The 21,423-nt window shown below is 67.1% G+C and carries 18 protein-coding genes; 6 read left to right on the top strand and 12 right to left on the bottom strand.

Annotation, left to right across the window (positions count from 1 at the left end):
* Position 1: 1 nt before the first annotated feature.
* The 3 genes from ACZK29_RS01255 to ACZK29_RS01245 form a co-directional block, all read right to left on the bottom strand.
* Entirely contained in the window at positions 2–1,102 is a 1,101-nt protein-coding gene (locus tag ACZK29_RS01255; protein ID WP_164146545.1) for an NADH:flavin oxidoreductase/NADH oxidase, read from the bottom strand.
* 181 nt (positions 1,103–1,283) lie between these two features.
* Complete coding sequence (locus ACZK29_RS01250; RefSeq protein ID WP_164146544.1) at positions 1,284–2,099, bottom strand: NAD-dependent protein deacetylase; 816 nt, start codon at positions 2,097–2,099, stop codon at positions 1,284–1,286.
* Between the two features lie 56 nt (positions 2,100–2,155).
* Positions 2,156–2,557 (bottom strand): acyl-CoA thioesterase, encoded by a 402-nt coding sequence (locus tag ACZK29_RS01245; protein ID WP_049435481.1) that lies wholly within the window; start codon positions 2,555–2,557, stop codon positions 2,156–2,158.
* Between the two features lie 153 nt (positions 2,558–2,710).
* On the opposite strand from ACZK29_RS01245, the gene ACZK29_RS01240 reads away from it, so the two are divergent.
* Entirely contained in the window at positions 2,711–3,346 is a 636-nt protein-coding gene (locus ACZK29_RS01240; RefSeq protein ID WP_054170721.1) for a LysE family translocator, read from the top strand.
* A 39-nt stretch (positions 3,347–3,385) separates the two neighbouring features.
* Here ACZK29_RS01240 and ACZK29_RS01235 read toward each other — a convergent pair whose 3' ends face one another.
* The 3 genes from ACZK29_RS01235 to ACZK29_RS01225 form a co-directional block, all read right to left on the bottom strand.
* Complete coding sequence (locus ACZK29_RS01235; protein ID WP_239503939.1) at positions 3,386–3,754, bottom strand: hypothetical protein; 369 nt, start codon at positions 3,752–3,754, stop codon at positions 3,386–3,388.
* 256 nt (positions 3,755–4,010) lie between these two features.
* Positions 4,011–5,030: a ribonucleotide-diphosphate reductase subunit beta gene (locus ACZK29_RS01230; protein ID WP_106548780.1), complete on the bottom strand. Its 1,020-nt coding sequence runs from the start codon at positions 5,028–5,030 to the stop codon at positions 4,011–4,013.
* Between the two features lie 144 nt (positions 5,031–5,174).
* Entirely contained in the window at positions 5,175–7,577 is a 2,403-nt protein-coding gene (locus ACZK29_RS01225) for a ribonucleoside-diphosphate reductase subunit alpha (protein ID WP_478446547.1), read from the bottom strand.
* 530 nt (positions 7,578–8,107) lie between these two features.
* Between ACZK29_RS01225 and ACZK29_RS01220 the strand changes: the two genes are divergently transcribed.
* The gene (locus ACZK29_RS01220) at positions 8,108–8,944 is read left to right on the top strand and encodes a DUF2884 family protein (protein WP_164146541.1); all 837 of its coding nucleotides are present in this window, start codon (positions 8,108–8,110) and stop codon (positions 8,942–8,944) included.
* 100 nt (positions 8,945–9,044) lie between these two features.
* On the opposite strand, the gene zapE is transcribed toward ACZK29_RS01220, so the two are convergent.
* Positions 9,045–10,145: a cell division protein ZapE gene (zapE, locus tag ACZK29_RS01215; protein ID WP_033836032.1), complete on the bottom strand. Its 1,101-nt coding sequence runs from the start codon at positions 10,143–10,145 to the stop codon at positions 9,045–9,047.
* On the bottom strand, positions 10,142–10,813 hold the full coding sequence (locus tag ACZK29_RS01210; RefSeq protein WP_478446546.1) for an alpha/beta hydrolase: 672 nt from the start codon (positions 10,811–10,813) through the stop codon (positions 10,142–10,144). The genes zapE and ACZK29_RS01210 overlap by 4 nt, the downstream gene beginning before the upstream one ends.
* Before the next feature lie 43 nt (positions 10,814–10,856).
* Here ACZK29_RS01210 and ACZK29_RS01205 point away from each other — a divergent pair, with 43 nt between their 5' ends.
* Positions 10,857–11,714, top strand: a complete 858-nt coding sequence (locus ACZK29_RS01205) for an EamA family transporter (protein WP_111204972.1) — start codon at positions 10,857–10,859, stop codon at positions 11,712–11,714.
* Between the two features lie 301 nt (positions 11,715–12,015).
* Here ACZK29_RS01205 and ACZK29_RS01200 read toward each other — a convergent pair whose 3' ends face one another.
* The 3 genes from ACZK29_RS01200 to ACZK29_RS01190 all read right to left on the bottom strand — a co-directional run bounded on the left by ACZK29_RS01200 (position 12,016) and on the right by ACZK29_RS01190 (position 15,148).
* Complete coding sequence (locus ACZK29_RS01200) at positions 12,016–13,461, bottom strand: ExeM/NucH family extracellular endonuclease (protein WP_478446545.1); 1,446 nt, start codon at positions 13,459–13,461, stop codon at positions 12,016–12,018.
* 339 nt (positions 13,462–13,800) lie between these two features.
* Positions 13,801–14,319 (bottom strand): c-type cytochrome, encoded by a 519-nt coding sequence (locus ACZK29_RS01195; RefSeq protein ID WP_005407662.1) that lies wholly within the window; start codon positions 14,317–14,319, stop codon positions 13,801–13,803.
* Positions 14,320–14,530: 211 nt separating this feature from the next.
* Entirely contained in the window at positions 14,531–15,148 is a 618-nt protein-coding gene (locus ACZK29_RS01190; protein WP_106548774.1) for a TetR/AcrR family transcriptional regulator, read from the bottom strand.
* 161 nt (positions 15,149–15,309) lie between these two features.
* Here ACZK29_RS01190 and ACZK29_RS01185 point away from each other — a divergent pair, with 161 nt between their 5' ends.
* Genes ACZK29_RS01185 through ACZK29_RS01175 form a run of 3 tightly spaced genes read left to right on the top strand, consistent with a single transcriptional unit; the run spans position 15,310 to position 20,118 of the window.
* Positions 15,310–16,473 carry an isovaleryl-CoA dehydrogenase gene (locus tag ACZK29_RS01185; protein WP_008268237.1) on the top strand — a complete coding sequence of 388 codons (1,164 nt, stop codon included), beginning with the start codon at positions 15,310–15,312 and terminating at the stop codon, positions 16,471–16,473.
* A gap of 10 nt (positions 16,474–16,483) precedes the next feature.
* A complete protein-coding gene (locus ACZK29_RS01180; protein ID WP_111205104.1) occupies positions 16,484–18,094 on the top strand; it encodes a carboxyl transferase domain-containing protein in 1,611 nt (536 codons plus the stop codon).
* Positions 18,095–18,102: 8 nt separating this feature from the next.
* Positions 18,103–20,118 carry an acetyl/propionyl/methylcrotonyl-CoA carboxylase subunit alpha gene (locus ACZK29_RS01175; protein WP_478446544.1) on the top strand — a complete coding sequence of 672 codons (2,016 nt, stop codon included), beginning with the start codon at positions 18,103–18,105 and terminating at the stop codon, positions 20,116–20,118.
* Positions 20,119–20,139: 21 nt separating this feature from the next.
* On the opposite strand, the gene ACZK29_RS01170 is transcribed toward ACZK29_RS01175, so the two are convergent.
* Entirely contained in the window at positions 20,140–21,309 is a 1,170-nt protein-coding gene (locus tag ACZK29_RS01170; protein WP_106548771.1) for a putative peptide maturation dehydrogenase, read from the bottom strand.
* Between the last annotated feature and the right edge of the window lie 114 nt (positions 21,310–21,423).

Genomic DNA, 21,423 nt, shown 5'->3' with positions numbered 1-21,423 from the left:
TTCAGCGCGCCTTGAACACGCCGCGCGCATCGCGCGGCTCGCAGCGCAGGTACTGCGGCGCCGGTTCCACGCTGTCGCGCAATGCAGCAGCGGCGTGCCACGGCCAGCGCGGGTCGTAGAGGATGCCGCGTGCCAGCGCTACCGCATCGGCGTGGCGATGGCGCAGGATCGATTCGGCCTGCTCCGGTTCCGTGATCATGCCCACGGCGATGACCGGCATGCGCACCTTGGCCTTGATCGCCGCTGCGAACGGCACCTGATAGCCCGGGCCGACGCTGATCTTCTGGCGCTCGTCGAGGCCGCCGCTGGAGACATGCAGGAAGTTGCAGCCACGCGCATCCAGCACCTGGGCCAGCGCTTCGCTCTGCACCAGATCCCAGCCGCCATCGACCCAGTCGCTGGCGGAGATGCGCACGCCCACAGCGACCTTGTCCGATACCGCCGCACGCACGGCGTCGAGTACTTCCACCAGCAGGCGCAGGCGGTTCGGCAGCGAGCCACCGTAGCCGTCGGTGCGGCGGTTGCTCAGCGGCGACAGGAACTGGTGCAGCAGGTAACCGTGCGCGGCATGCAGCTCGATCAGTTCGAAGCCCAGGCGCTCGGCGCGCACCGCACTGGCGGCGAAGGCAGCGACGACTTCGGCAATGCCGGCCTCATCCAGTTCCTGCGGCGCCGGATCGGCGGCATGGAACGGCAGCGGCGACGGCGCCACCGTGGCCCAGCCACGGGCATCGTCAGCCGGCAGCTGTCCGCCGCCGTCCCACGGGCGCTTCACCGAGGCCTTGCGACCGGCGTGGCCGAGCTGGATGCCGAGCGGCATCGGCGACCAGCGCCGGACACTGGCCAGCACCTGCGCCAGCGCGGCCTCGGTGCCGTCGTCCCACAGGCCCAGGTCGGCCCAGCTGATGCGGCCACGCGGCTCGACCGCCGTGGCTTCCAGGATCAGCAGGCCGGCGCCGGACTGCGCCAAGTTGCCCAGGTGCATGGCATGCCAGTCGCTGGCACGGCCGTCTTCGGCGGAGTACTGGCACATCGGCGCGATGACGATGCGGTTGGACAGGGTCAGGGGGCCGAACGAGATCGGCGAAAACAGCTGGCTCAAGACGGTGATGGACGACGAAGGGGGTGCGTATTGCACCGCCGCACGGCCTGCGAATCAACCGCCTGGATGGATCGCTGTTTCGCGGGGACGGGTTGTCGGTAGAGTCGACTGTCAGTCGACTGCTTTTCCAACGGCCGGCGAAAAGCCCGCGCTGCGCGCGATGGTCGACTGACAGTCGACTCTACCCAGCCGGTTGTTTGATAACCGTCGCCAGCGCCTCGGCGCAATCCCGCTCATCCTTGAACTGCAGCAGGTCGTCGGCGCGGGTGCGGCCTCGGTTCAGCGCCGCCACCGGCAGTCCTGCCCTGGCCGCCGCCTGCACGAAGCGGAAGCCGGAGTAGACCATCAGCGAGGAACCCACCACCAGCACGGCGTCGGCCTGCTGCAGGTGCTCATGCACCGCCTCCACGCGCTCGCGCGGCACGTTTTCGCCGAAGAACACCACGTCCGGCTTCAGCAGGCCGCCACAGTACGGGCAACCGGGCACCACGAAGCTGGAGAAATCGGTCTCCAGATCGGCATCGCCGTCGGGGGCGATGCCGGCCTCCAGGGCATCCCAGCCGGGATTGGCGTCCAGCAGGCGCTGCTGGAAGTCCTCGCGGCCACTGCGGCGCTCGCAGCCCATGCAGCGCACCCGATCCAGGCGGCCATGCAGGTCGATCACGTTGCGGCTACCGGCCCGCTGGTGCAGGCCGTCCACGTTCTGGGTCAGCAGCACCTGCAGCTTGCCGCTGACTTCCAGTGCGGCCAGGGCCTGGTGGGTACCATTGGGCCGGGCCAGGCCGAAGCGCGGCCAGCCCAGCAGGCTGCGCGCCCAGTAGCGCTGGCGGGTGGCCGCTTCGCCCATGAACGCCTGGTAGGTCACCGGTGGCGTACGTTTCCACTGGCCGTCGGTATCGCGGTAATCGGGAATGCCCGAGGCGGTGCTGCAACCGGCGCCGGTCAGCACGAACAGGCGCTGGGCGCGGTCGATGAAGTCGGTCAGCGGCGGGGTCATGGCTGCCAGATGGGGGCGCGTGCGCGCCCCCGCAAGCGCCGGTCCGGTCGGCCGGGTCAGGCCACCGGCAGCGGCGGCACCGCGATCGGATGGCCTTCCTCGTCCAGCGCGATCATCACGAAGTGGCCACGGGTACACAGCTTGCGCTCGCCGCTGTGCAGGTCTTCGGCGACCAGTTCCACCTCCACCTTCATCGAACTGCGGCCGACTTCGACGATGCGGCCGATGGTTTCCACCATCTGGCCGATGCGGATCGGCAGCTTGAAGTCGACCTGGTCGCTGCGCGCGGTCACTACGGTGCGGCGCGAGTAGCGCGCGGCGGCCAGGAAGGCGGCCTTGTCCATCCACGCCAGCGCCTGGCCACCGAACAAGGTCCCGAGGTGGTTGGTGTGGTTGGGGAAGACGATTTCGGCCATGCGCACTTCGGTGGGTGGCACGGTCTCGGGGATCGGGGTCATGGGGGCGCTTCGGTGTGTGGGGTCCGGTAATTTTATGCGACCGGCGTGACGGCCATCGGAACGCATGTGCAATGGCCACTTGGCAGCGGTGCCTGCGCAGGCCGCGCCCGTGGCAGGCGCTACACTGCGCCACGCCCACCGCCAGGACCGCCCATGCCCGCCACTTCCGACCTTCTGGCCTTTGCACTGGTCTCGCTGGCCATGGTGATCACGCCCGGGCCGAACATGATCTACGTCATCTCGCGCTCGATCTGCCAGGGACCGATGGCGGGACTGATCTCGCTGGGCGGGGTGGCGCTGGGCTTCGTGTTCTACATGCTGTGCGCGGCGCTGGGCATTACCGCCCTGCTGATGACGGTACCGTTCGCCTACGACGCGCTGCGCATCGGCGGCGCGCTGTACCTGCTGTACCTGGCCTGGCAGGCGCTCAAGCCGGGGGGCCGTTCGCCGTTCGCGGTGCGCGACCTGCCGCAGGACAGCCCGCGCAAGCTGTTCACGATGGGCTTTCTGACCAATCTGCTGAACCCGAAGGTGGCCGTGATGTACCTGTCGCTGCTGCCGCAGTTCCTGCATCCCGACGGCGAAGGCAGTGTGCTGATGCAGTCGATCGTGCTGGGCTCCACCCAGATTCTGGTCAGCGTCAGCGTGAACGGCATGATCGCGCTGACTGCGGGCAGCATCGCCGGCTTCCTGGCTGCACGCCCGACCTGGCAGATGGTGCAGCGCTGGCTGATGGGCACGGTGCTGGCCGGACTGGCGGTACGCATGGCGGTGGAAGGGCGGCGCTGATCGCGGCGTGCCCTCCAGGCGATATGCCCGGCCCCGTGATCAGAACAGTTCGGCGTGGTAGAAGCTCGGTTGTGCCGACCAGGCCTTGATGTCGCCACATTGCGGCACGCTGGTGTAGTACAGGCGGATGGGAACGGCGGAGACCTTCGCGCTCATCAGCATGGCGTAGGTTGCCTTGCAGACCTCCGGCGGCATGCTGAAGTCGCCTTTGCTGACGATGTTGCAGACCGCGTGGATGGGCGAGACGGTGGTTGCCACGAACACCTTGCCGCTGGCATCGATGGAAACGTTGGCCACCTTGGAATCGCAGTTCGTGCCATGGGCGAGGGACGGACAGGCGACCAGGACGGCGAACAGTCCTCCCATCCATCCACGAAGCACGGTCTTGCGGGTGGCTGTTCCAGGCACTGCAGTCTCCATTGCGACCTCCAGGGTCCATTCAATTCCACCACCATGGCAGGGACACGCATACGGGAACGCGGCGCAGGGATTGTCCGCGCGTCATTCCTGCAGTGGCATCCCCTCTTCCTCTCCAGGCCCGGCATGGATACGACGCACCGCCGCCGCTGGAGTCCAGCGAGAATAGCCCATCCTGCTGATGCGCAACAAAAAAAACCCCGGCACTGGCCGGGGTTCTTCGTTGTGACAGGCCTGACCGGTTCGATCAGAAGTTCATGTCGAAGGCGACTTCGCCCTGCACGCCGACCTGGTAGGCCGAGACGCGGCGTTCGAAGAAGTTGGTCAGCTCCTGCACGTCCTGCAGTTCCATGAACGGCAGCGGGTTGCGCACGTTGTACTTCTTTTCCATGCCCAGCTTGGCGAAATGCTGGTCGGCGCAGTGCTGCAGGTACTGGCGCATGTCGCGGGTGGAGATGCCCGCCACGCCGCCGGACAGCACGTCCTCGGCGAACTGCACTTCGCATTCGATGGCTTCGGCCAGCATGTCGTAGACCTGCTGCTTCATCTCTTCGTCGAACAGGTCCGGTTCTTCCTCACGCACCACGCGCACCGACTCGAACGCGAACTCCATGTGCGCGCTCTCGTCGCGGAACACCCAGTTGGTGCCCGAGGCCAGGCCCGGCAGCAGGCCGCGCGAACGGAAGTAGTACACGTAGGCGAACGCGGCGAAGAAGAACAGGCCTTCGATGCAGGCAGCGAAGCAGATCTGGTTGAGCAGGAACTGGCGACGCTCGGCACGGGTCTCGATGCGCTTCAGGTCCTGGATCGAGTCGATCCACTTGAAGCAGAAATCGGCCTTCTTCTTGATCGAGTCGATGTTCTCCACCGCCGAGAACGCCTTGGCGCGCTCCTCCGGGTCCGGCAGGTAGTTGTCGAGCAGGGTCAGGTAGAACTGCACGTGCAGCGCTTCTTCATACAGCTGGCGCGACAGGTACATGCGCGCTTCCGGCGCATTCAGGTGCTGGTACAGGTTCAGCACCAGGTTGTTGGACACGATCGAATCACCAGTGGCGAAGAACGCGACCAGGCGATGGATCAGGTGACGCTCACCCGGCGACATCTTGCTGTGCAGGTCGGTGATGTCGATCTGGAAGTTGATCTCTTCCACCGTCCAGGTGTTCTTGATCGCGTTCCGGTACATGTCATAGAACTGCGGGTACCGCATCGGGCGCAGGGTCAGTTCAAAACCGGGATCGAGCAGCATCTGCTTGGGCTTGTCGGCCATGGGTGTTTCCTTGAATTCCTGGGTGAGACGCCGGGCATGGCCCGGCGCTACCGTGGGTGTTTTTCCGCAGCCGAGCATGGCTCGGCTCTACAGGTGCGAGGTGTTCGAGTGCCGACCAACGGTCGGCACCCACCGCGCGGTGTGTTACTGGCAGGCCTCGCAGGCTTCCGGGTTTTCCAGCGAGCAGGCGATGGCTTCGTCCGGGCTGAACACCTTGGCCGGGGCTGCGGTGCTCACCGTGGTCTTGGCGATCTTGGTGGCCGGGCGCGAACGCAGGTAGTAGGTGGTCTTGATGCCCTGCTTCCAGGCGTACATGTACATGGAGGACATCGCGCCGATGTTCGGGCTTTCCATGAACAGGTTGAGCGAGGCCGACTGGTCGATGAAGGCACCACGCTCGGCGGCCATGTCGATCAGCGAACGCATCGGCAGTTCCCACGCGGTGCGGTAGACCTCGCGCAGCGTTTCCGGAATCTGCGCCACGCCGGCGATGGAACCTTCGGCCAGCTTGATGGCATCGCGCATGTCGGCGGTCCACAGGCCCAGCTTCTTCAGCTCGTTCACCAGGTAACGGTTGACCTGCAGGAAGTCACCGGACAGGGTCTCGCGCTTGAACAGGTTGGACACCTGCGGCTCGACGCACTCGTAGCAGCCGGCGATCGAGGCGATGGTCGCGGTCGGGGCGATCGCGATCATCAGCGAGTTGCGCAGGCCGTGTTCCTTGATGCGCTCACGCAGGGCATCCCAGCGTGCGGTGTCTTCCGGCACCACGTTCCAGGCATCGAACTGCAGTTCGCCGCTGGCGGCACGGGTATCGTTGAACGACGGGTGCTTGCCGCGTTCCTGGGCCAGTTCGGCCGAGGTTTCCAGGGCGTGGAAGTAGATCGTTTCAGCGATCTTCTTCGACAGGGCGCGGGCTTCGGCGCTGTCGAACGGCAGGCGCTTGCGGAAGAACACGTCCTGCAGGCCCATGCAGCCCAGGCCGACCGGACGCCAGCGCAGGTTGGCGCGGCGGGCGGTTTCGATCGGGTAGAAGTTCAGGTCGATGACGCGGTCGAGCTGGCGCACGGCCAGGCGCACGGTCTCGGCCAGCTTCTCGAAGTCGAACTCGTTGTGCTCGTCGAAGTGGTTGCCCAGGTTGATCGAACCCAGGTTGCACACCGCGGTTTCATCGTTGGAAGTGACTTCCAGGATTTCGGTGCACAGGTTGGACAGGTGGATCACGTTGCCCGGACGCAGGGTCTGGTTGCTGGCGCGGTTGCACTTGTCCTTGAAGGTCATCCAGCCGTTGCCGGTCTCGGCCAGCGTGCGCATCATGCGGGCGTACAGCTTGCGCGCGGAGATGGTGCGGTTGGCCTTGCCCTGGGCTTCGGCCTGCAGGTAGGCGGCCTCGAAGGCTTCGCCGAACAGGTCGGTGAACTCCGGCACCACGCGCGGATCGAACAGCGACCATTCCTGGTCGGCTTCGACGCGTTTCATGAACAGGTCCGGCACCCAGTTGGCCAGGTTCAGGTTGTGCGCACGGCGGGCTTCGTCACCGGTGTTGTCACGCAGCTCGAGGAAGTCCTCGATGTCGGCATGCCAGGTTTCCAGGTACACGCAGGCCGCGCCCTTGCGCTTGCCGCCCTGGTTCACCGCGGCCACGGACGAATCCATGGTCTTCAGCCACGGCACGATGCCGTTGGAGTGGCCGTTGGTCGACTTGATCAGCGAACCACGCGAACGCACGCGGGTGTAGCTGACGCCGATGCCGCCGGAGAACTTCGACAGCTGGGCGATGTCGCCGTACTTGGCATAGATCGACTCCAGCGAGTCCTGCGGCGAATCCAGCAGGAAGCACGAGGACAGCTGCTCGTGGGTGGTACCGGAGTTGAACAGGGTCGGGCTGGACGGCAGGTAGTCCAGGTTGCCCATGCGCTTGTACAGCGCCAGGGTCTCGGACACGTCCTCGCTCAGCGCGCTGGCGATGCGCAGGAAGAACTGCTGCGGGGTCTCGATCACCTTGCGGGTGTGCGGGTGGCGCAGCAGGTAGCGGTCGTAGAGGGTACGCAGGCCGAAGTAATCGAAGTTCAGGTCCAGCGAGATGTCGATGGCGTCGTTGAGCTTGCGCGCGTTGGTCTGCACGAAGTTCAGCAGGCGGTCGTTGATCAGGCCGACTTCATGGCCACGGCTGACCGACTGCGAGAAAGCGTAGATTTCCTGGCCCGAGACTTCCTTGGCGATGTAGTTGGCCAACAGGCGCGCAGCAAGGCGGCCGTACTCGGGCTCTTCACCGATCAGCAGGGCGGCGGTGCGGATGGACAGTTCGTCCAGTTCGCGGGTGGTGGCGCCGTTGTACAGGCCGGAAATGGTGCGGGTGGCCACGCGCATCGGATCGACGGCGTGCAGGCCTTCGGAGGAACGCTGCACCGCGCGCACGATCTTGTTCAGGTCCACCAGCTCGGTCGTGCCATTGCGCTTGGTCACACTCATCGCGTTGGCCGTCGGCGGCGACGTCAACAGGAATTCGCTTTCCTTCTCGATGGTGGCGCTGGATTCGGTGGTCACGGCGTGTGTCCTCTTGGCGTGATTGGTGGGTGCTCGATGCATCGGGTGACGCAGCCCGGGACATGACAGCCCAGGATGGCAGGACGGCGTCGCAGGGGATGAGACCCTGCGCCTGCCACTGCCGTTGACGATCGCGGATGGGTGCTGCTGCCACCCCCTGGAATTGGGGTTGCTGCGACCGACGGCCACAAGATAGTGGGGGTAATGGGGTCCGTCAACGCCAAATGTAGTGAAATTCGGCAATCCCTTGCGCCGCAAGGATCGTGCCATCGGCGCCCGGATCAGACGCTTCAGACCTGCCGGAACGGGCTGCGCAGTCAAGCCCGAAAGGCGTCACTGCGGTGGCACAACGCACCGCGGAAACGGAACAATGACAGCTTCACATGACAGTGATGAAGCTGGCTAGGGACAACCCTGTGGATAGGTGGTGGGCAGCCGGTGGGAATGCGGTGGACGGGTGACTTCCGGCCGGTGACGCCCGCGCGCGGGCAGCGGATGCTGGTCCTCCGGTTCCGGAGAAGGATGTTCCGATGCGCCTGCGCCTGCACGCTCTGGCCCTGCTGCCTGCCCTGTTCGCCGCTCCCGCGCTGGCCGCCGAAGGGCCGGACCTGCGTTCGGACCGGTGCGGCATCCACACCGACTACGACGTGCTGGTGGACGGCGGCGGCATCTGGCTGCGGCATGGCCCGCAGGCGCCGCATGAAGTGGTGTTCCACGACGGCGAGCTGAGCCTGGACGGCACGATGGTGCCGGTCAGCGCCGCCGACGCCGCCCGCCTGCGGCAGATGGAGGCCGGCGCCCGCCAGCTGATGCCCGCCGCCACCGCGCTGGCCCATGAGGTCTCCGGGGTCACCTTCGATGCACTGGACGCCGCCTTCGAAGCCATCACCGGTAAGTCGCGCAACCGCCAGATGCGGGCGATGCGCAGCGAGATGCAGGACTGGATCGACGCCAGCCTGGGCCGCGGCTACTGGGAACAGGCGAGCTTCGGCGACGGCTTCGACGCGCACATCGAGCAGATGGCCGAGACGATGGCCACGTCGATGACCCGCAGCGTGCTGTGGCAGGTGTTCACCGGCCGCGCCGGGGCCATGGAGCGCCGCGCCGACCGCCTCGATGCCGAGGTCGACCGCCGCATGGAAGCGCGCAGCCAGCAGCTGGAGGCCAGGGCGATGGCGCTGTGCCCGCTGGTGCAGTCACTCGCGGCGGCCCACGACGCGCTGGAAGTGCGCTACCAGGGACAGCCCCTGCGCCTGCTGGAGCGCGGCGACAGCGTGCGGGTAAAGCATGGTGATGGTGCGGGCCTGCATGTGTCGGCCGGGCCGGATGAGCGGCCGTTGGGGACCGCGGTTGCCCCCTCCCGATAACCGCGCGGCACTGCTGTAGAGCCGAGCCCACGCTCGGCTGCTTTTCGGCACATCACCCAGAAGCAGCCGAGCATGGGCTCGGCTCTACAGTGAACCGCCCTCACGCCCGGTGCGGGGTACCCAGGTATTCGGCGCTCTGCATCTCGATCAGGCGCGAGGCGGTGCGCTCGAAGGCTCCCTGCAGACGCTGGCCGGTATACAGCTCGACCGGCGAGGTGCTGGCGGTGCACACCAGATTGACGTGGCGGTCGTACAGTTCGTCGATCAGGTTGACGAAGCGGCGCGCGGCATCTTCGTTCAGGCGGTCGAAGGCGGGAATGCCGCCCAGCAGCACCGTGTTGAACTCGTGCGCGATCTCGATGTAATCCGAGGGCCCGCGCGGGCCTTCGCACAGCGCGGCGAAATCGAACCAGGCAATGCTCTTGCCGCGGCCACGCACCGGGATCTTGCGGCCCTCGATCTCGATGTTGCCGGGCTTGGCCGGCTGGCCGCCGCTCAGCTCGTTCCAGCGCGTGGCCAGCCACTCATCGCTGTCGGCCGCCAGCGGTGCGCGGTACACCGGCGAGCGGGTCAGCGCGCGCATGCGGTAATCCTCGGTACCTTCGGCGTACAGCTCGACGCAGAAGCGCTGCAGCAGGCCAATGGCCGGCAGGAAGCTCTCGCGCTGCAGGCCGTTGAGGTACAGGTTCTCCACTGCGGTGTTGGAGGTGGTGACCAGGGTCACGCCCTCGGCGAACAGGCGCTCCAGCAGCCGCGCCAGCAGCATCGCATCGCCGATGTCGGTGACGAAGAACTCGTCCAGCACCAGCACGCGCAGGTTGCTGCGCCATTCCTGGGCGATCTTCGCCAGCGGGTCGCTCTGGCCCTGGTGCTCGCGCAGGCGCTCGTGGACGCTGCGCATGAAGCGATGGAAGTGGGTGCGGTACTTCTGCTTGATCGGCAGGCCGTCGTAGAACAGGTCGACCAGGAAGGTCTTGCCGCGGCCGACGCCGCCCCAGAAATACAGGCCCTTCACCGGCTCCGGCTTCTTCCAGAACGAGGACAGGCGGTCCAGCCAACCGTCCTCGGCGCTGTCCAGCAGGCCCAGGTGGATGCGGTCCAGCTCGGCCAGCGCCGCGTGCTGGGCCGGGTCGTTCTGCCAGTCGCCACGGGCAACCCCTTCCGCGTACCGCTGCGACGGGGTCAGCTCGGTTGCACTCATGCCGCCGCGCCCAGCCAGTGCTTCACGCCGTGGGTCAGCGCGCCGCGCAGGTCGATCAGCTTGCGGTGGAAGAAGTGGCTGGTCTCGGGCATGCGCACCAGCTCATGCGGGACATCCAGCGAGTCCAGCCACTGGTAGACAGCCTGCGGGTCGACGATCTCGTCCTGCTCGCCCTGGATCACCAGCCAACGGGCCGGCGGTGCGATGCCGTCGAAGTCCCAGCGGCCGGCCGGCGGCGCGATCGAGATCAGCGCTTCCGGCTGCAGCCCGGCCGCGGCCTTCAGTGAAACGAACGCGCCGAAGCTGAAACCGGCCAGCCACAGGCGGTCGTCCGGACGCTGGCTGCGCACCCAGGCGGCGACGGCCTTCAGGTCGTCCTGCTCGCCCACGCCATGGTCGAACTCACCGGCCGAACCACCCACGCTGCGGAAGTTGAAGCGCACCGTGGCGATGCCCAGCTCGCGCAGGGTGGTGGCGGTCATGGTGACCACCTTGTTGTGCAGGGTGCCGCCTTCGGTGGACAACGGGTGGCAGATGATGGCCACGATCGGCTGCACCGGCGCATCGGCCTTGGGCAGGTCGACGACCACTTCCAGCGGGCCGGCCGGGCCGTCCAGTTCGAGGCAGGCGGTTTCGCCGGGGGCGACGGGGAACGAGTGCTTGTGCATGGCACCATGATACCGTCCCCCGCCCCTGCCCTGTGCCCGTCCCATGCTCTACCTGTCTTTGGCCGTGATCTGCAGCGTGCTGGTTTCGGTGTTGTTGAAGGTGGCCGGACGCCGCCAGCTGGATGTTTCGCAGATGGTCACCTGGAACTATCTGGTGGCGGCAACGTTCACCGCCGTGGTGCTGCGGCCGCCACTGGATGCGCTGCGCGCGCCGCACGCGCCGTGGCTGTCATTGCTGGCGCTGGCGGTGGTGCTGCCCTCGATTTTCCTGGTGCTGGGCCGCGCGGTGGCGGTGGCCGGCATCGTCCGCAGCGACGTGGCGCAGCGGCTGTCGCTGCTGCTGTCATTGGCCGCCGCCTTCCTGTTCTTCGGCCAGACCGCCACGCCGTGGAAGCTGGCCGGGCTTGGCCTGGGCCTGCTGGCGATGGTAGCCATCAGCCTGCGTCCGCGCGGACCGGCGGTGGTGTCCTCGCCCGGTGGCTGGGGCTGGCTGCTGGGCGTATGGGGCGGCTTCGCGGTGGTGGACGTGCTGCTCAAGCAGGTGGCGCTGTCCGGCACGCCGTCGATGGCGGCGGTGCTGGCCAGCTTCAGCGTGGCCTTCGTGCTGATGCTGGTGCTGCAGCTGTGGCGGCACGCCAGTGGCCGCAGCCGGTTGGCCTGGCGCAACCTCGGCGCAGGTGCGCTGCTGGGCCTGCTCAATGGCGGCAACATCCTCTTCTATGTGCACGCCCACCAGTCGATGCCGGACAACCCGGCCACCGTGTTCGCCGGCATGAACATCGGCGTGGTGGTGCTGGGTGCGCTGGTGGGCGTGTTCGCCTTCGGCGAGGCGACCACGAAGTGGAACCGGGCCGGCCTGGCGCTGGCGGTGCTGGCGATCGGGTTGATCGCCTGGGGATGAGCGTTGGTTGCGGCGGGCCATTTCCGCGCCCGCGGTGGGATGTCACTTTTCTTTTCGCGCGAAAAGAAAAGTAACCAAAAGAAACGCGCCGCCAGCCGCGAGCCGGTGCTGTGCACCGGTACCCTGCGCTTCTCGATGAACCAGGGGACGGCGCCGAACTCGCTGCGCTCAAACATCGGCGCCTCTTCGCCCCTGATTCACCTGCGATGCTCGGCTCGCTTGAAGACGGACTGGAAGATCAAAAGCAACGGCAGGATCGGTGCCGATCAAGGTCCCTCCCAGAGCAGATCCCCGCCGAACCTTATCTGTCGAAGCCCAGCAGCAGCGGGTCGTGGTCGGAGCTGCGCCACGGGCCCTGCACATTGCGGCCCTGGTAGCCGCTGGCGTCCTGCTCGTCGGCGTTGCTGTGCCATTCGGCGGCACCGCGCAGGCGCTTGGCCATGCCCGGGCTCAGCAGTGCATGGTCGAGGCGGCCGGTGTAGCCGTTGTAGACGTAACTGTAGGGATGCTCGACCTTGGCGACCTTGAACGCGTCCTGCCAGCCCAGGTCATGCAGGGTGCGGATCGGGTCTTCCATCGCGTAGGCATTGAAATCACCCAGCAGCACGGCGTCCTTGGTGCCGGTACCGGTTGGATCCGTCTGCAGCCAGGCATGCAGCTGCTGCGCGGAGGTCACGCGGGTCGCGTTCCAGCAGCCCTGGTTGTCGTTACGGTCTGCATCGGCGCCGCTCGCATCGCGGCAGCCCTTCGACTTGAAGTGATTGGCCACCACCACGAACGGCGCGCCCTGCTTGCCCTGGAAGGCCTGCGCCAGCGGCACGCGGCTGTGCTCGACGAACGGGCCACCGGTCAGCGTGGCCGGCTTGCCGACCGGCTGCAGGCGCGCGCTGCGGTAGATGATGCCGACCCGTATCGGGTTGTCGCCGGGGCCGTTGCCCGCGTCGACGAAGCGCCAGTCGCCCTGTGCGCCACGGTCGCGGTTGAGCGCATCGACCAGTTCGGTGATGGCCGACTGCGGGCCGTAGCCGTCGTTTTCCAGCTCCATCAGCGCGGCGACGTCGGCGCCCAGCGCGTTGACCGTGGTGACCAGCTTGGCCACCTGCGCCTTGTGCTCGTCCAGCGTGCGTGCACCGCGCAGGGTCGGGAAGCCACCGCCCTGGCCGTCGCCGTTGAAGAAGTTCTCCAGGTTGAAGGCCGCCACATGCAGGCTGCCCCGCACGGTCGGCACCGCCGGGCGCTTCAGCTCCGGCAGCTTCAGCGCGCCTTCGACCTGCAGGCGCGGATGGCCCTGCGCGTCCATGCGCACGATGCCCTGCACATCGCGCAGCTGCATGCCGGTGCGCAGCACCGGGTTGCCCGGCAGGTAAGCCACGCTGGCCGGGTCGCGGGCTTCGCTGCCATCTTCCAGCACCAGGCGGCGGCGCTGGTTGTCGGCCATCACCTGCTCATAGCCGGCAGTGCCCGGCGTGGCCACTTCGGTCGGCTGCCAGAGGCGGCCATCGAAGGCCACGGTGAGCTGGCCGAAGCGCTCCAGGCCGTCGGTACCGGCCAGGGTCACCGGTGCGGCGATGCGCACGCGCTGGCCATCCAGTGCACGCCAGTCGGCCGGCGCGGCGGTCAGCACCACGGTGGCGCTGCTGCGCGCAGCGGAGGGCGACGCGGCCGGTGCGGCCTGCGGCTGGGCCTGGGCAAAGGCACCGGCCGGCAGCAGCAGGGACAGGGCAAGGGCGAGGGAACGGCGGCGCATCGACGGGCGATTCCAGGGAAGAGGGCGCACAGACTAACCCTGAAATGCGAAACCCCGCTTGCGGGCGGGGGAATATGGGCGATCAGGCCTCGGTGGGCAAAGCCGTTGCGGTGACCGGCGTGACCGGGGCGACCGGCGTGACCGGCGTGACCGGCGTGACCGGCGTGACCGGCGGTAGAGTCGACTGTTAGTCGACTGTCGCGCGCAGCGCGGGCTTTCCGGCGGCGTTGGGAAGAGCAGTCGACTAACAGTCGACTCTACCGGCGGTTAGGCGGTTAGGCGATTCGGCGGTTCAGCAGTTCAGCCATCCAGCGGTTTGGCCGTTCCGCCGTTCGGCGGCTACTTCAGGTTGCCCAGCATCCAGTCCACGGTGGCGTGGATCTGCTCCTCGGTCAGCGCCGGGTTGCCGCCCTTGGGGGGCATGATGCCGCCGTCCGGGCCGGTATAGCCCTCGATGGCGTGCTTGTAGAGCGTGTCCTTGCCCTGCGCGATGCGCTTGTCCCAATGCGAGTGGTCCAGCGTTGGCGCCATGCCCACGCCAGTGGTGTGGCAGGCAGTGCACAGGTTATCGAAGATGACCTTGCCGTCCTTGGTACCGCCATAGGCCACCTGCGACGCCGCCTTGGCCAGCGCGGCGGCCTTGGCCGCGGCCTGTGCGGCGGCACCGGTGCTGCCGGCATAGACCGCGCCGGTGGGCGAGATGCGCTGTTCGGTGCGTTTGGCCGCGGTCGGCGACACCTCGGGCGGAATCCGGGTGTGGATATAGGCGGCAAGGAGAATGAGGCCGAGGGTGATGGTCGCCAGCAGCGCGATCACCATGGAGAAGCGTTTCAGGAACTCCAGATCGTAATTCCGCACTCTTCGTTACCCCTGGCTGATAGTCGTTGGACCACGGCTGAGCGACTGCGTGATGGGCCGAGTATAGAACGCACTTTGCGTGCGACAACAGGCGTCACTGCTGATGCGGCGCAACATGCCGGGGGGCTGGGGTCAGATCCCTTTTGCCACGCAGAAGGGATCTGACCCCGGCAACGCAAGCGCGGCAACAGCCGCCGGGCATGGCCCGGCGCTACCGTTTTGCCGGGGCGCCGATCGCGCGCAGGCAGAAGCTGCAGATCGCATCCACCAGTGCGCCTTCGTCGCGGTGCGCTTCGCGGCTGGGCGCGGTCGGGCCGACCATCGCTTCGGTGAAGGCACCGACCAGGCACGCGGCCGTGGCGTGCGCGTCCTGCGCCGGCAACTCACCGGCGGCCACGCCCTCTTCCACCAGGCGCAGGAAGACATCCCCAAAGGCACGACGACCGCGCATGCGTTCGGCTTCCACGTCCGGGTCGACCGGCTCGACGATGAAGGCATGGGCCAGCCCCGGCCCGGCCAGAGCGCGGCGGACGAAGGCGGTGATCGCCAGCCGCAGGCGCTCACTGGCCGCCTCCGGACCGCTGGCGATGCGCTCCATGATCGCCACTTCATGGGCCACGGCGGCGTTGAGCACCTCCACGAACAGTTCGGCCTTGGACGGGAAGTGGCGGTAGATCAGGCCGGTGGACACCCCGGCCTGGGTCGCTACGGCGGTCACCGGGGCGTTGCGCCAGCCACCGGTGGCGACCAGCTCGCGGGTGGCCAGCAGGATCCTTTCACGGGCCCCGGCCAGGCGTTCTTCCATCAATGCAGAGCGTTTATAGGCCATGTTCTGATTCTAGTTTCAATTTTTGAATTCGTATTCACTTCTTACCCGAACCCCGCTACGCTGGGGTCCAATCGCCCGTGCGGGCAGCGGTCCTGCAGACCGCCGCCCGCTCCCCCGCCGGGTGCGTCCATTTCCTGCCATCCCGCCGTGGAGCCACCACAATGCACGTGCCATCCCTGAACTTCGATCTTGGCGAAGACATCGACCTGCTGCGCCAGAGCGTGGCCCATTTTGCCGCCGCCGAGGTCGCACCGCTGGCCGCCGAGGCCGATGCCACCAACCAGTTCCCGCTGGCCCTGTGGCCCAAGCTGGGCGAACAGGGCCTGCTCGGCCTCACCGTGGAAGAAGCATACGGCGGCACCGGCATGGGTTACCTGGCCCACGTGGTGGCGATGGAAGAAATCTCGCGCGCCTCCGGCGGCATCGGCCTGTCCTATGGCGCGCACTCCAACCTGTGCGTGAACCAGCTGCGCAAGAACGGCAACGAGGAACAGAAGCAGCGCTTCCTGCCCGACCTGTGCAGCGGCGCCAAGGTCGGTGCGCTGGCGATGAGCGAGCCGGGCGCCGGTTCGGATGTGGTGTCGATGAAGCTGCGCGCCGACAAGCGTGGCGATCGCTACGTGCTCAACGGCAACAAGATGTGGATCACCAACGGCCCGGATGCCGACGTGCTGGTGGTCTATGCCAAGACCGACATGGAGGCCGGCGCCAAGGGCATCACCGCCTTTCTGGTCGAGAAGGGCATGAAGGGCTTCTCCACCGCGCAGAAGCTGGACAAGCTGGGCATGCGTTCCTCGCCCACCTGCGAGCTGGTGTTCCAGGACTGCGAAGTGCCGGAAGAAAACGTACTGGGCCAGGTCGGTGGTGGCGTGCGGGTGCTGATGTCCGGCCTGGACTACGAGCGCGTGGTGCTGTCCGGCGGCCCGCTGGGCCTGATGGCTGCGGCGATGGACGTGGTGATGCCGTACGTGCACGAGCGCCACCAGTTCGGCGAGGCGATCGGCAGCTTCCAGCTGATCCAGGCCAAGATCGCCGACATGTACGTGGGCCTCGGCGCCTGCCGCGCCTATGTGTATGCCGTGGCGCGCGCCTGCGACCAGGGCCGCACCACCCGCCAGGACGCAGCCGGTGCCATCCTGTACGCCGCCGAGAAGGCCACCTGGCTGACCGGCCAGGCGATCCAGATCCTGGGCGGCAACGGCTACATCAACGAATACCCGACCGGCCGTTTGTGGCGCGACGCCAAGCTGTATGAAATCGGCGCCGGCACCTCGGAGATCCGCCGCATGCTGATCGGCCGCGAACTGTTCCAGCGCACCCTGTAAGGCCACCGCGATGACCGTCCTGAACAGCCAGCTGCAACCGGGCAGCGATACCTTTGAAGCCAACCGCGCGGCCATGCAGGCCGTGGTTGATGACCTGCACGCCACGCTTGCCCGCACTGCGCTGGGCGGCAACGAGGCGGCACGCGCCAAGCACACCGCACGCGGCAAGCTGCTGGTGCGCGACCGCATCGACGCCCTGCTCGACCCCGGCAGCGCCTTCCTGGAAATCGCGCCGCTGGCCGCGCACGGCATGTATGAAGACGCCGTGCCTGCCGCTGGCGTGGTGGCCGGCATCGGCCGCGTGAGCGGCGTGGAATGCGTGATCGTGGCCAACGACGCCACGGTCAAGGGCGGCACCTACTACCCGATGACGGTGAAGAAGCACCTGCGCGCGCAGGAGATCGCCGAGCAGAACCACCTGCCCTGCATCTACCTGGTCGACTCCGGCGGCGCGTTCCTGCCGCTGCAGGATGAAGTCTTCCCCGACCGCGACCATTTCGGCCGCATTTTCTACAACCAGGCCAACCTGTCGGCGCAGGGCATTCCGCAGATCGCCTGCGTGATGGGCAGCTGCACCGCCGGTGGCGCCTACGTGCCGGCGATGAGCGACGAGACGGTAATCGTGCGCGAACAGGGCACCATCTTCCTGGGCGGCCCGCCGCTCGTGAAGGCGGCCACCGGTGAAGTGGTTACCGCCGAGGAACTGGGCGGTGCCGACGTGCATACGCGCATTTCCGGCGTGGCCGACCACATGGCCGACAACGACCTGCAGGCGCTGGCGCGGGTGCGCGCGATCATCGCCCAGCTGAACTGGCGCAAGCCGGAACCGGCGATGGCAGTGCAGCCGCCCGAGGAACCGCTGCTGCCGGCGCATGAACTGTATGGCGTGATTCCCGCCGATACGCGCAAGCCCTACGACGTGCGCGAAGTGATCGCGCGGCTGGTCGATGGCTCGCGCTTCGACGAGTTCAAGCCGCGCTACGGTGCAACGCTGGTCACCGGCTTCGCACATCTGAACGGCTACCCGATCGGCATCATCGCCAACAACGGCATCCTGTTCTCCGAGTCGGCACTGAAGGGCGCGCACTTCATCGAACTGTGCACCCAGCGCAACATCCCGCTGGTGTTCCTGCAGAACATCACCGGCTTCATGGTCGGCCGCAAGTACGAACAGGGCGGCATCGCCAAGGACGGCGCCAAGCTGGTGATGGCGGTGGCCTGCGCCAGGGTGCCCAAGTTCACCGTGGTGATCGGTGGTTCGTTCGGTGCCGGCAACTACGGCATGTGCGGCCGTGCGTACTCGCCGAACTTCCTGTGGATGTGGCCGAACGCGCGCATCGGCGTGATGGGCGGCGAGCAGGCGGCCAGCGTGCTGGCCACGGTCAAGCGCGATGGCATCGAAGCCAAGGGCGGGCAGTGGCCGGCAGCGGAGGAAGACGCGTTCAAGGCGCCGATCCGCGACCAGTTCGAACAGCAGGGCCACCCGTATTACGCCAGCGCGCGCCTGTGGGACGACGGCGTGATCGATCCGGCCGACACCCGCCGCGTACTGGCCCTGGCGCTGTCGGCCGCCCTCAACGCCGCCCCACAGCAGACGCGCTTCGGCGTGTTCCGCATGTAACCCATGCCATGACCGAGCACGCTCCCATGAAGCCCGTTGCCATGTTCACCAAAGTCCTGATCGCCAACCGCGGCGAAATCGCCTGTCGCGTCATCGCCACCTGCCGCCGCCTCGGCATCGCCACCGTGGCGGTGTACTCCGATGCCGACCGCAACGCGCGTCACGTCCGGCTGGCCGACGAAGCCATCCACATCGGTCCGGCCGCCGCGCGCGAGAGTTACCTGCGCGGCGATGCCCTGCTCGATGCCGCACGCGCGACCGGCGCGCAGGCCATCCACCCCGGCTACGGCTTCCTGTCCGAGAATGCCGACTTCGCCTACGCCTGCGCCGCCGCCGGCATCACCTTCATCGGCCCGCCGGCCAGCGCCATCCGCGCGATGGGTGACAAGAGCGCGGCCAAGGCGCTGATGGCCAAGGCCGGCGTGCCGCTGACCCCGGGCTACCACGGCGACCAGCAGTCACCGGACTTCCTGCGCGCGCAGGCCGATGCCATCGGTTACCCGGTGCTGATCAAGGCCAGCGCTGGCGGCGGCGGCAAGGGCATGCGCAAGGTCGAGCGCAGCGAGGACTTCGTCGATGCACTGGCCAGCTGCCAGCGCGAGGCGGCCTCGGCCTTCGGCAACGACCACGTGCTGGTGGAAAAGTACGTCGAGCGCCCGCGCCACATCGAGATCCAGGTGTTCGGCGATTCCCACGGTGATGCGGTCTACCTGTTCGAGCGCGACTGCTCGGTGCAGCGCCGCCACCAGAAGGTGCTGGAAGAAGCCCCGGCACCGGGCATGAGCGCCGAGCGCCGTGCAGCGATGGGCAAGGCCGCGGTCGATGCCGCGCGCGCGGTGGGCTACGTCGGGGCAGGCACGGTGGAGTTCATTGCCGGCCCGGACGGCGATTTCTACTTCATGGAAATGAATACCCGCCTGCAGGTGGAACATCCGGTCACCGAGTTCATCACGGGCACCGACCTGGTGGAATGGCAGCTGCGCGTGGCCGGTGGCCAGCCGATGCCGCTGCGCCAGGAACAGCTGGCCATCCACGGCCATGCCATCGAAGCACGCCTGTATGCCGAAGATGCCGACCGCGGCTTCCTGCCCTCCACCGGCACCCTGCGCCGCCTGCGCCTGCCGACGCCCTCGGCGAACGTGCGCGTGGATACCGGCGTGGAGGAAGGCGACAGCATCACCCCGTACTACGACCCGATGATCGCCAAGCTGATCGTCTGGGACGTGGACCGCGAGGCCGCGCTGCGCCGCATGAGCCAGGCCCTGGCCGACTGCCAGGTGGTGGGCGTGACCACCAATGCCGGTTTCCTGCGTCGCCTGGTGAACACCGATTCGTTCGCCAATGCGAAGCTGGACACCGCGCTGATCGAACGCGAACAGGCGGCGTTGAGTCGCGTGGGCGACAGCGACGATGCACTGTGGCTGCTGGCGGCGGTGGCTGCCGTGACCAGCACCGCAGGAGCCATCACCGATGCCCGCGACCCGCATTCGCCATGGCAGGCACAGGACGGCTGGCGCCTCGGCGCATCCGCCCCGCGCGTGCTGCCGCTGCAGCAGGGCGAGCGCCGGCACACGCTGAAGGTGTGGCCGCAGGCCGATGGCTGGCGCGTGCAGTGCGACGACGCAGCACCGGTGCAGGTGATCGGCAGGGCCGATGCACAGAGCCTGGCGGCACAGCTGGGCCAGCGCCGCTGGACTCTGCAGCTGCTGCGCGAAGGCGACCAGCTGTACCTGTTCGGCGCCGACGGCCAGCACCGCTTCACCCTGCATGATCCGGTGGGCGAGTCGGACCACGCCGTGGCCGATGCCGGCAGCCTGCTGGCGCCGATGCCGGGCAAGATCGTTGCCACGCTGGTCGCCGCCGGTACCGAGGTCAAGCGCGGCACACCCCTGGTGGTGCTGGAAGCGATGAAGATGGAGCACACCCTGCAGGCACCGGCCGACGGTACGGTGAAGGGCTACCGCGCCAAGGCCGGCGACCAGGTGGGTGATGGCGCGGTGCTGGTGGACTTCGAAGCGGCGTGATGTGGCAGAGGCCGCGCGGGGTCAGCCCGCGCGGTCTTCAAGGTTCCAGATCACGCCTGCCGGGTCCAGCTCGCTGGTCGTCATCCGTGATGCACGCCATCCGAAACCGCAGACCGCGAGCACCCCCTCATTGATCGTGTCCAGGCCCAGGGCTCGTTCGATCGGCTTTTCGTTGATCGCCGCAGTAATGAATGCTCCCAGGCCGGCATCCGTGGCCGCCAGATACAGCGTCTGCGATAGATGTCCCGCCTCCATCGCGACAACCCGATAGCTTTTCCCATGCTGACGATACTTCCAGTACGTCCTGTTGAAACGCGGGGCCAGGATCACCAGCACATGCGCATCCGCAAACCAGTGCTGCTGCCCGACCATGGACATCACGAAGTCGCGATCGATGGCCACGGGGCAATCAATCGGCATCAGTCCGTGGCCCTGCGCTCGATAGAGATACATGCCGGCAGCAAGTCCATTGACATTGCGCACCAGCACGTAGGCTTCGACAGGATGCAGTCCGCCGCCTGAGGGTACGTTCTTCTTCAGGAACACCAGATCATCGCCTTCTCGCTGGCAGCTGCTGCTGCCGAATGCCCGCTGCAGCATCTGGCTCAGCAGGGGCAGTGGCAGTGGTCGGGTGACATCGAAGTTCCGGCAGGTGACGCGCCGTGCCAGCAGTGCGTCGAAATCGTTGGACTGCTGAGGCGGCAGTGGTACCAACCCTGCTTCGGCAGCGGCAGCGTGCGGTGGGGGCGCTCCCAACGTCCTGCGCATCTGCGAGGCTGTTTCGATCTGTGATTCACGCATGTTGCGAACGGCGTCAACATCCTCCCAGCGTGAGAAGGCATGCATGACCGCAGCCAGCGGGTGCCAATGCGTTGCACGCAGCCGCTCATCACGAGCGGCAACATCGTCATCCTGTCCGCGGGTCAACACCAGGCCACTGGCAATCAGCAGGTCCATCGCAGGTGAACAGGCTTTCTCTGCCTCAAGCGTGGTCCATGCACTTGGGCTCAGGCTTCCCAGCAGTGCCTGTGCCGTGGCGTCCAGCACCACCGGCGCATCCAGGTGAGGGGCGAGTGCCTCCCAGGCAAGCGTGCGCACCAGGCCATCACCACCGCGCAGCAGGCCTTCAAGCTCAAACCGGATCTGCTCGGTGGGCTGTACCACTACGATCGCGCAGCGCCTGACATCCATCGGATCAGCCTTCCTTCATCGTGAATCCACGTTATCGAACCGCGACCCGATTCCTTTACATCTTCCGCTCTACTCTCTCAAGAACCGGTTTGCCAGGCCGACATCACCACTGCC

The organism is Stenotrophomonas sp. 89682_Sma (genome assembly GCF_056481405.1).
The sequence above is the reverse complement of the archived record's forward strand: the minus strand, read 5'-3'. Positions and strand labels throughout refer to the sequence as shown.

What these genes read in the sequence shown, in the direction of transcription:
- ACZK29_RS01250 (WP_164146544.1), bottom strand. Translation starts at nt 2,099, where the DNA reads ATGACCCCGCCGCTGACCGACTTCATCGACCGCGCCCAGCGCCTGTTC.
- ACZK29_RS01245 (WP_049435481.1), bottom strand. Translation starts at nt 2,557, where the DNA reads ATGACCCCGATCCCCGAGACCGTGCCACCCACCGAAGTGCGCATGGCC.
- ACZK29_RS01240 (WP_054170721.1), top strand. Translation starts at nt 2,711, where the DNA reads ATGCCCGCCACTTCCGACCTTCTGGCCTTTGCACTGGTCTCGCTGGCC.
- ACZK29_RS01230 (WP_106548780.1), bottom strand. Translation starts at nt 5,030, where the DNA reads ATGGCCGACAAGCCCAAGCAGATGCTGCTCGATCCCGGTTTTGAACTG.
- ACZK29_RS01220 (WP_164146541.1), top strand. Translation starts at nt 8,108, where the DNA reads ATGCGCCTGCGCCTGCACGCTCTGGCCCTGCTGCCTGCCCTGTTCGCC.
- zapE (WP_033836032.1), bottom strand. Translation starts at nt 10,145, where the DNA reads ATGAGTGCAACCGAGCTGACCCCGTCGCAGCGGTACGCGGAAGGGGTT.
- ACZK29_RS01210 (WP_478446546.1), bottom strand. Translation starts at nt 10,813, where the DNA reads ATGCACAAGCACTCGTTCCCCGTCGCCCCCGGCGAAACCGCCTGCCTC.
- ACZK29_RS01205 (WP_111204972.1), top strand. Translation starts at nt 10,857, where the DNA reads ATGCTCTACCTGTCTTTGGCCGTGATCTGCAGCGTGCTGGTTTCGGTG.
- ACZK29_RS01200 (WP_478446545.1), bottom strand. Translation starts at nt 13,461, where the DNA reads ATGCGCCGCCGTTCCCTCGCCCTTGCCCTGTCCCTGCTGCTGCCGGCC.
- ACZK29_RS01190 (WP_106548774.1), bottom strand. Translation starts at nt 15,148, where the DNA reads ATGGCCTATAAACGCTCTGCATTGATGGAAGAACGCCTGGCCGGGGCC.
- ACZK29_RS01185 (WP_008268237.1), top strand. Translation starts at nt 15,310, where the DNA reads ATGCACGTGCCATCCCTGAACTTCGATCTTGGCGAAGACATCGACCTG.
- ACZK29_RS01180 (WP_111205104.1), top strand. Translation starts at nt 16,484, where the DNA reads ATGACCGTCCTGAACAGCCAGCTGCAACCGGGCAGCGATACCTTTGAA.
- ACZK29_RS01175 (WP_478446544.1), top strand. Translation starts at nt 18,103, where the DNA reads ATGACCGAGCACGCTCCCATGAAGCCCGTTGCCATGTTCACCAAAGTC.
- ACZK29_RS01170 (WP_106548771.1), bottom strand. Translation starts at nt 21,309, where the DNA reads ATGGATGTCAGGCGCTGCGCGATCGTAGTGGTACAGCCCACCGAGCAG.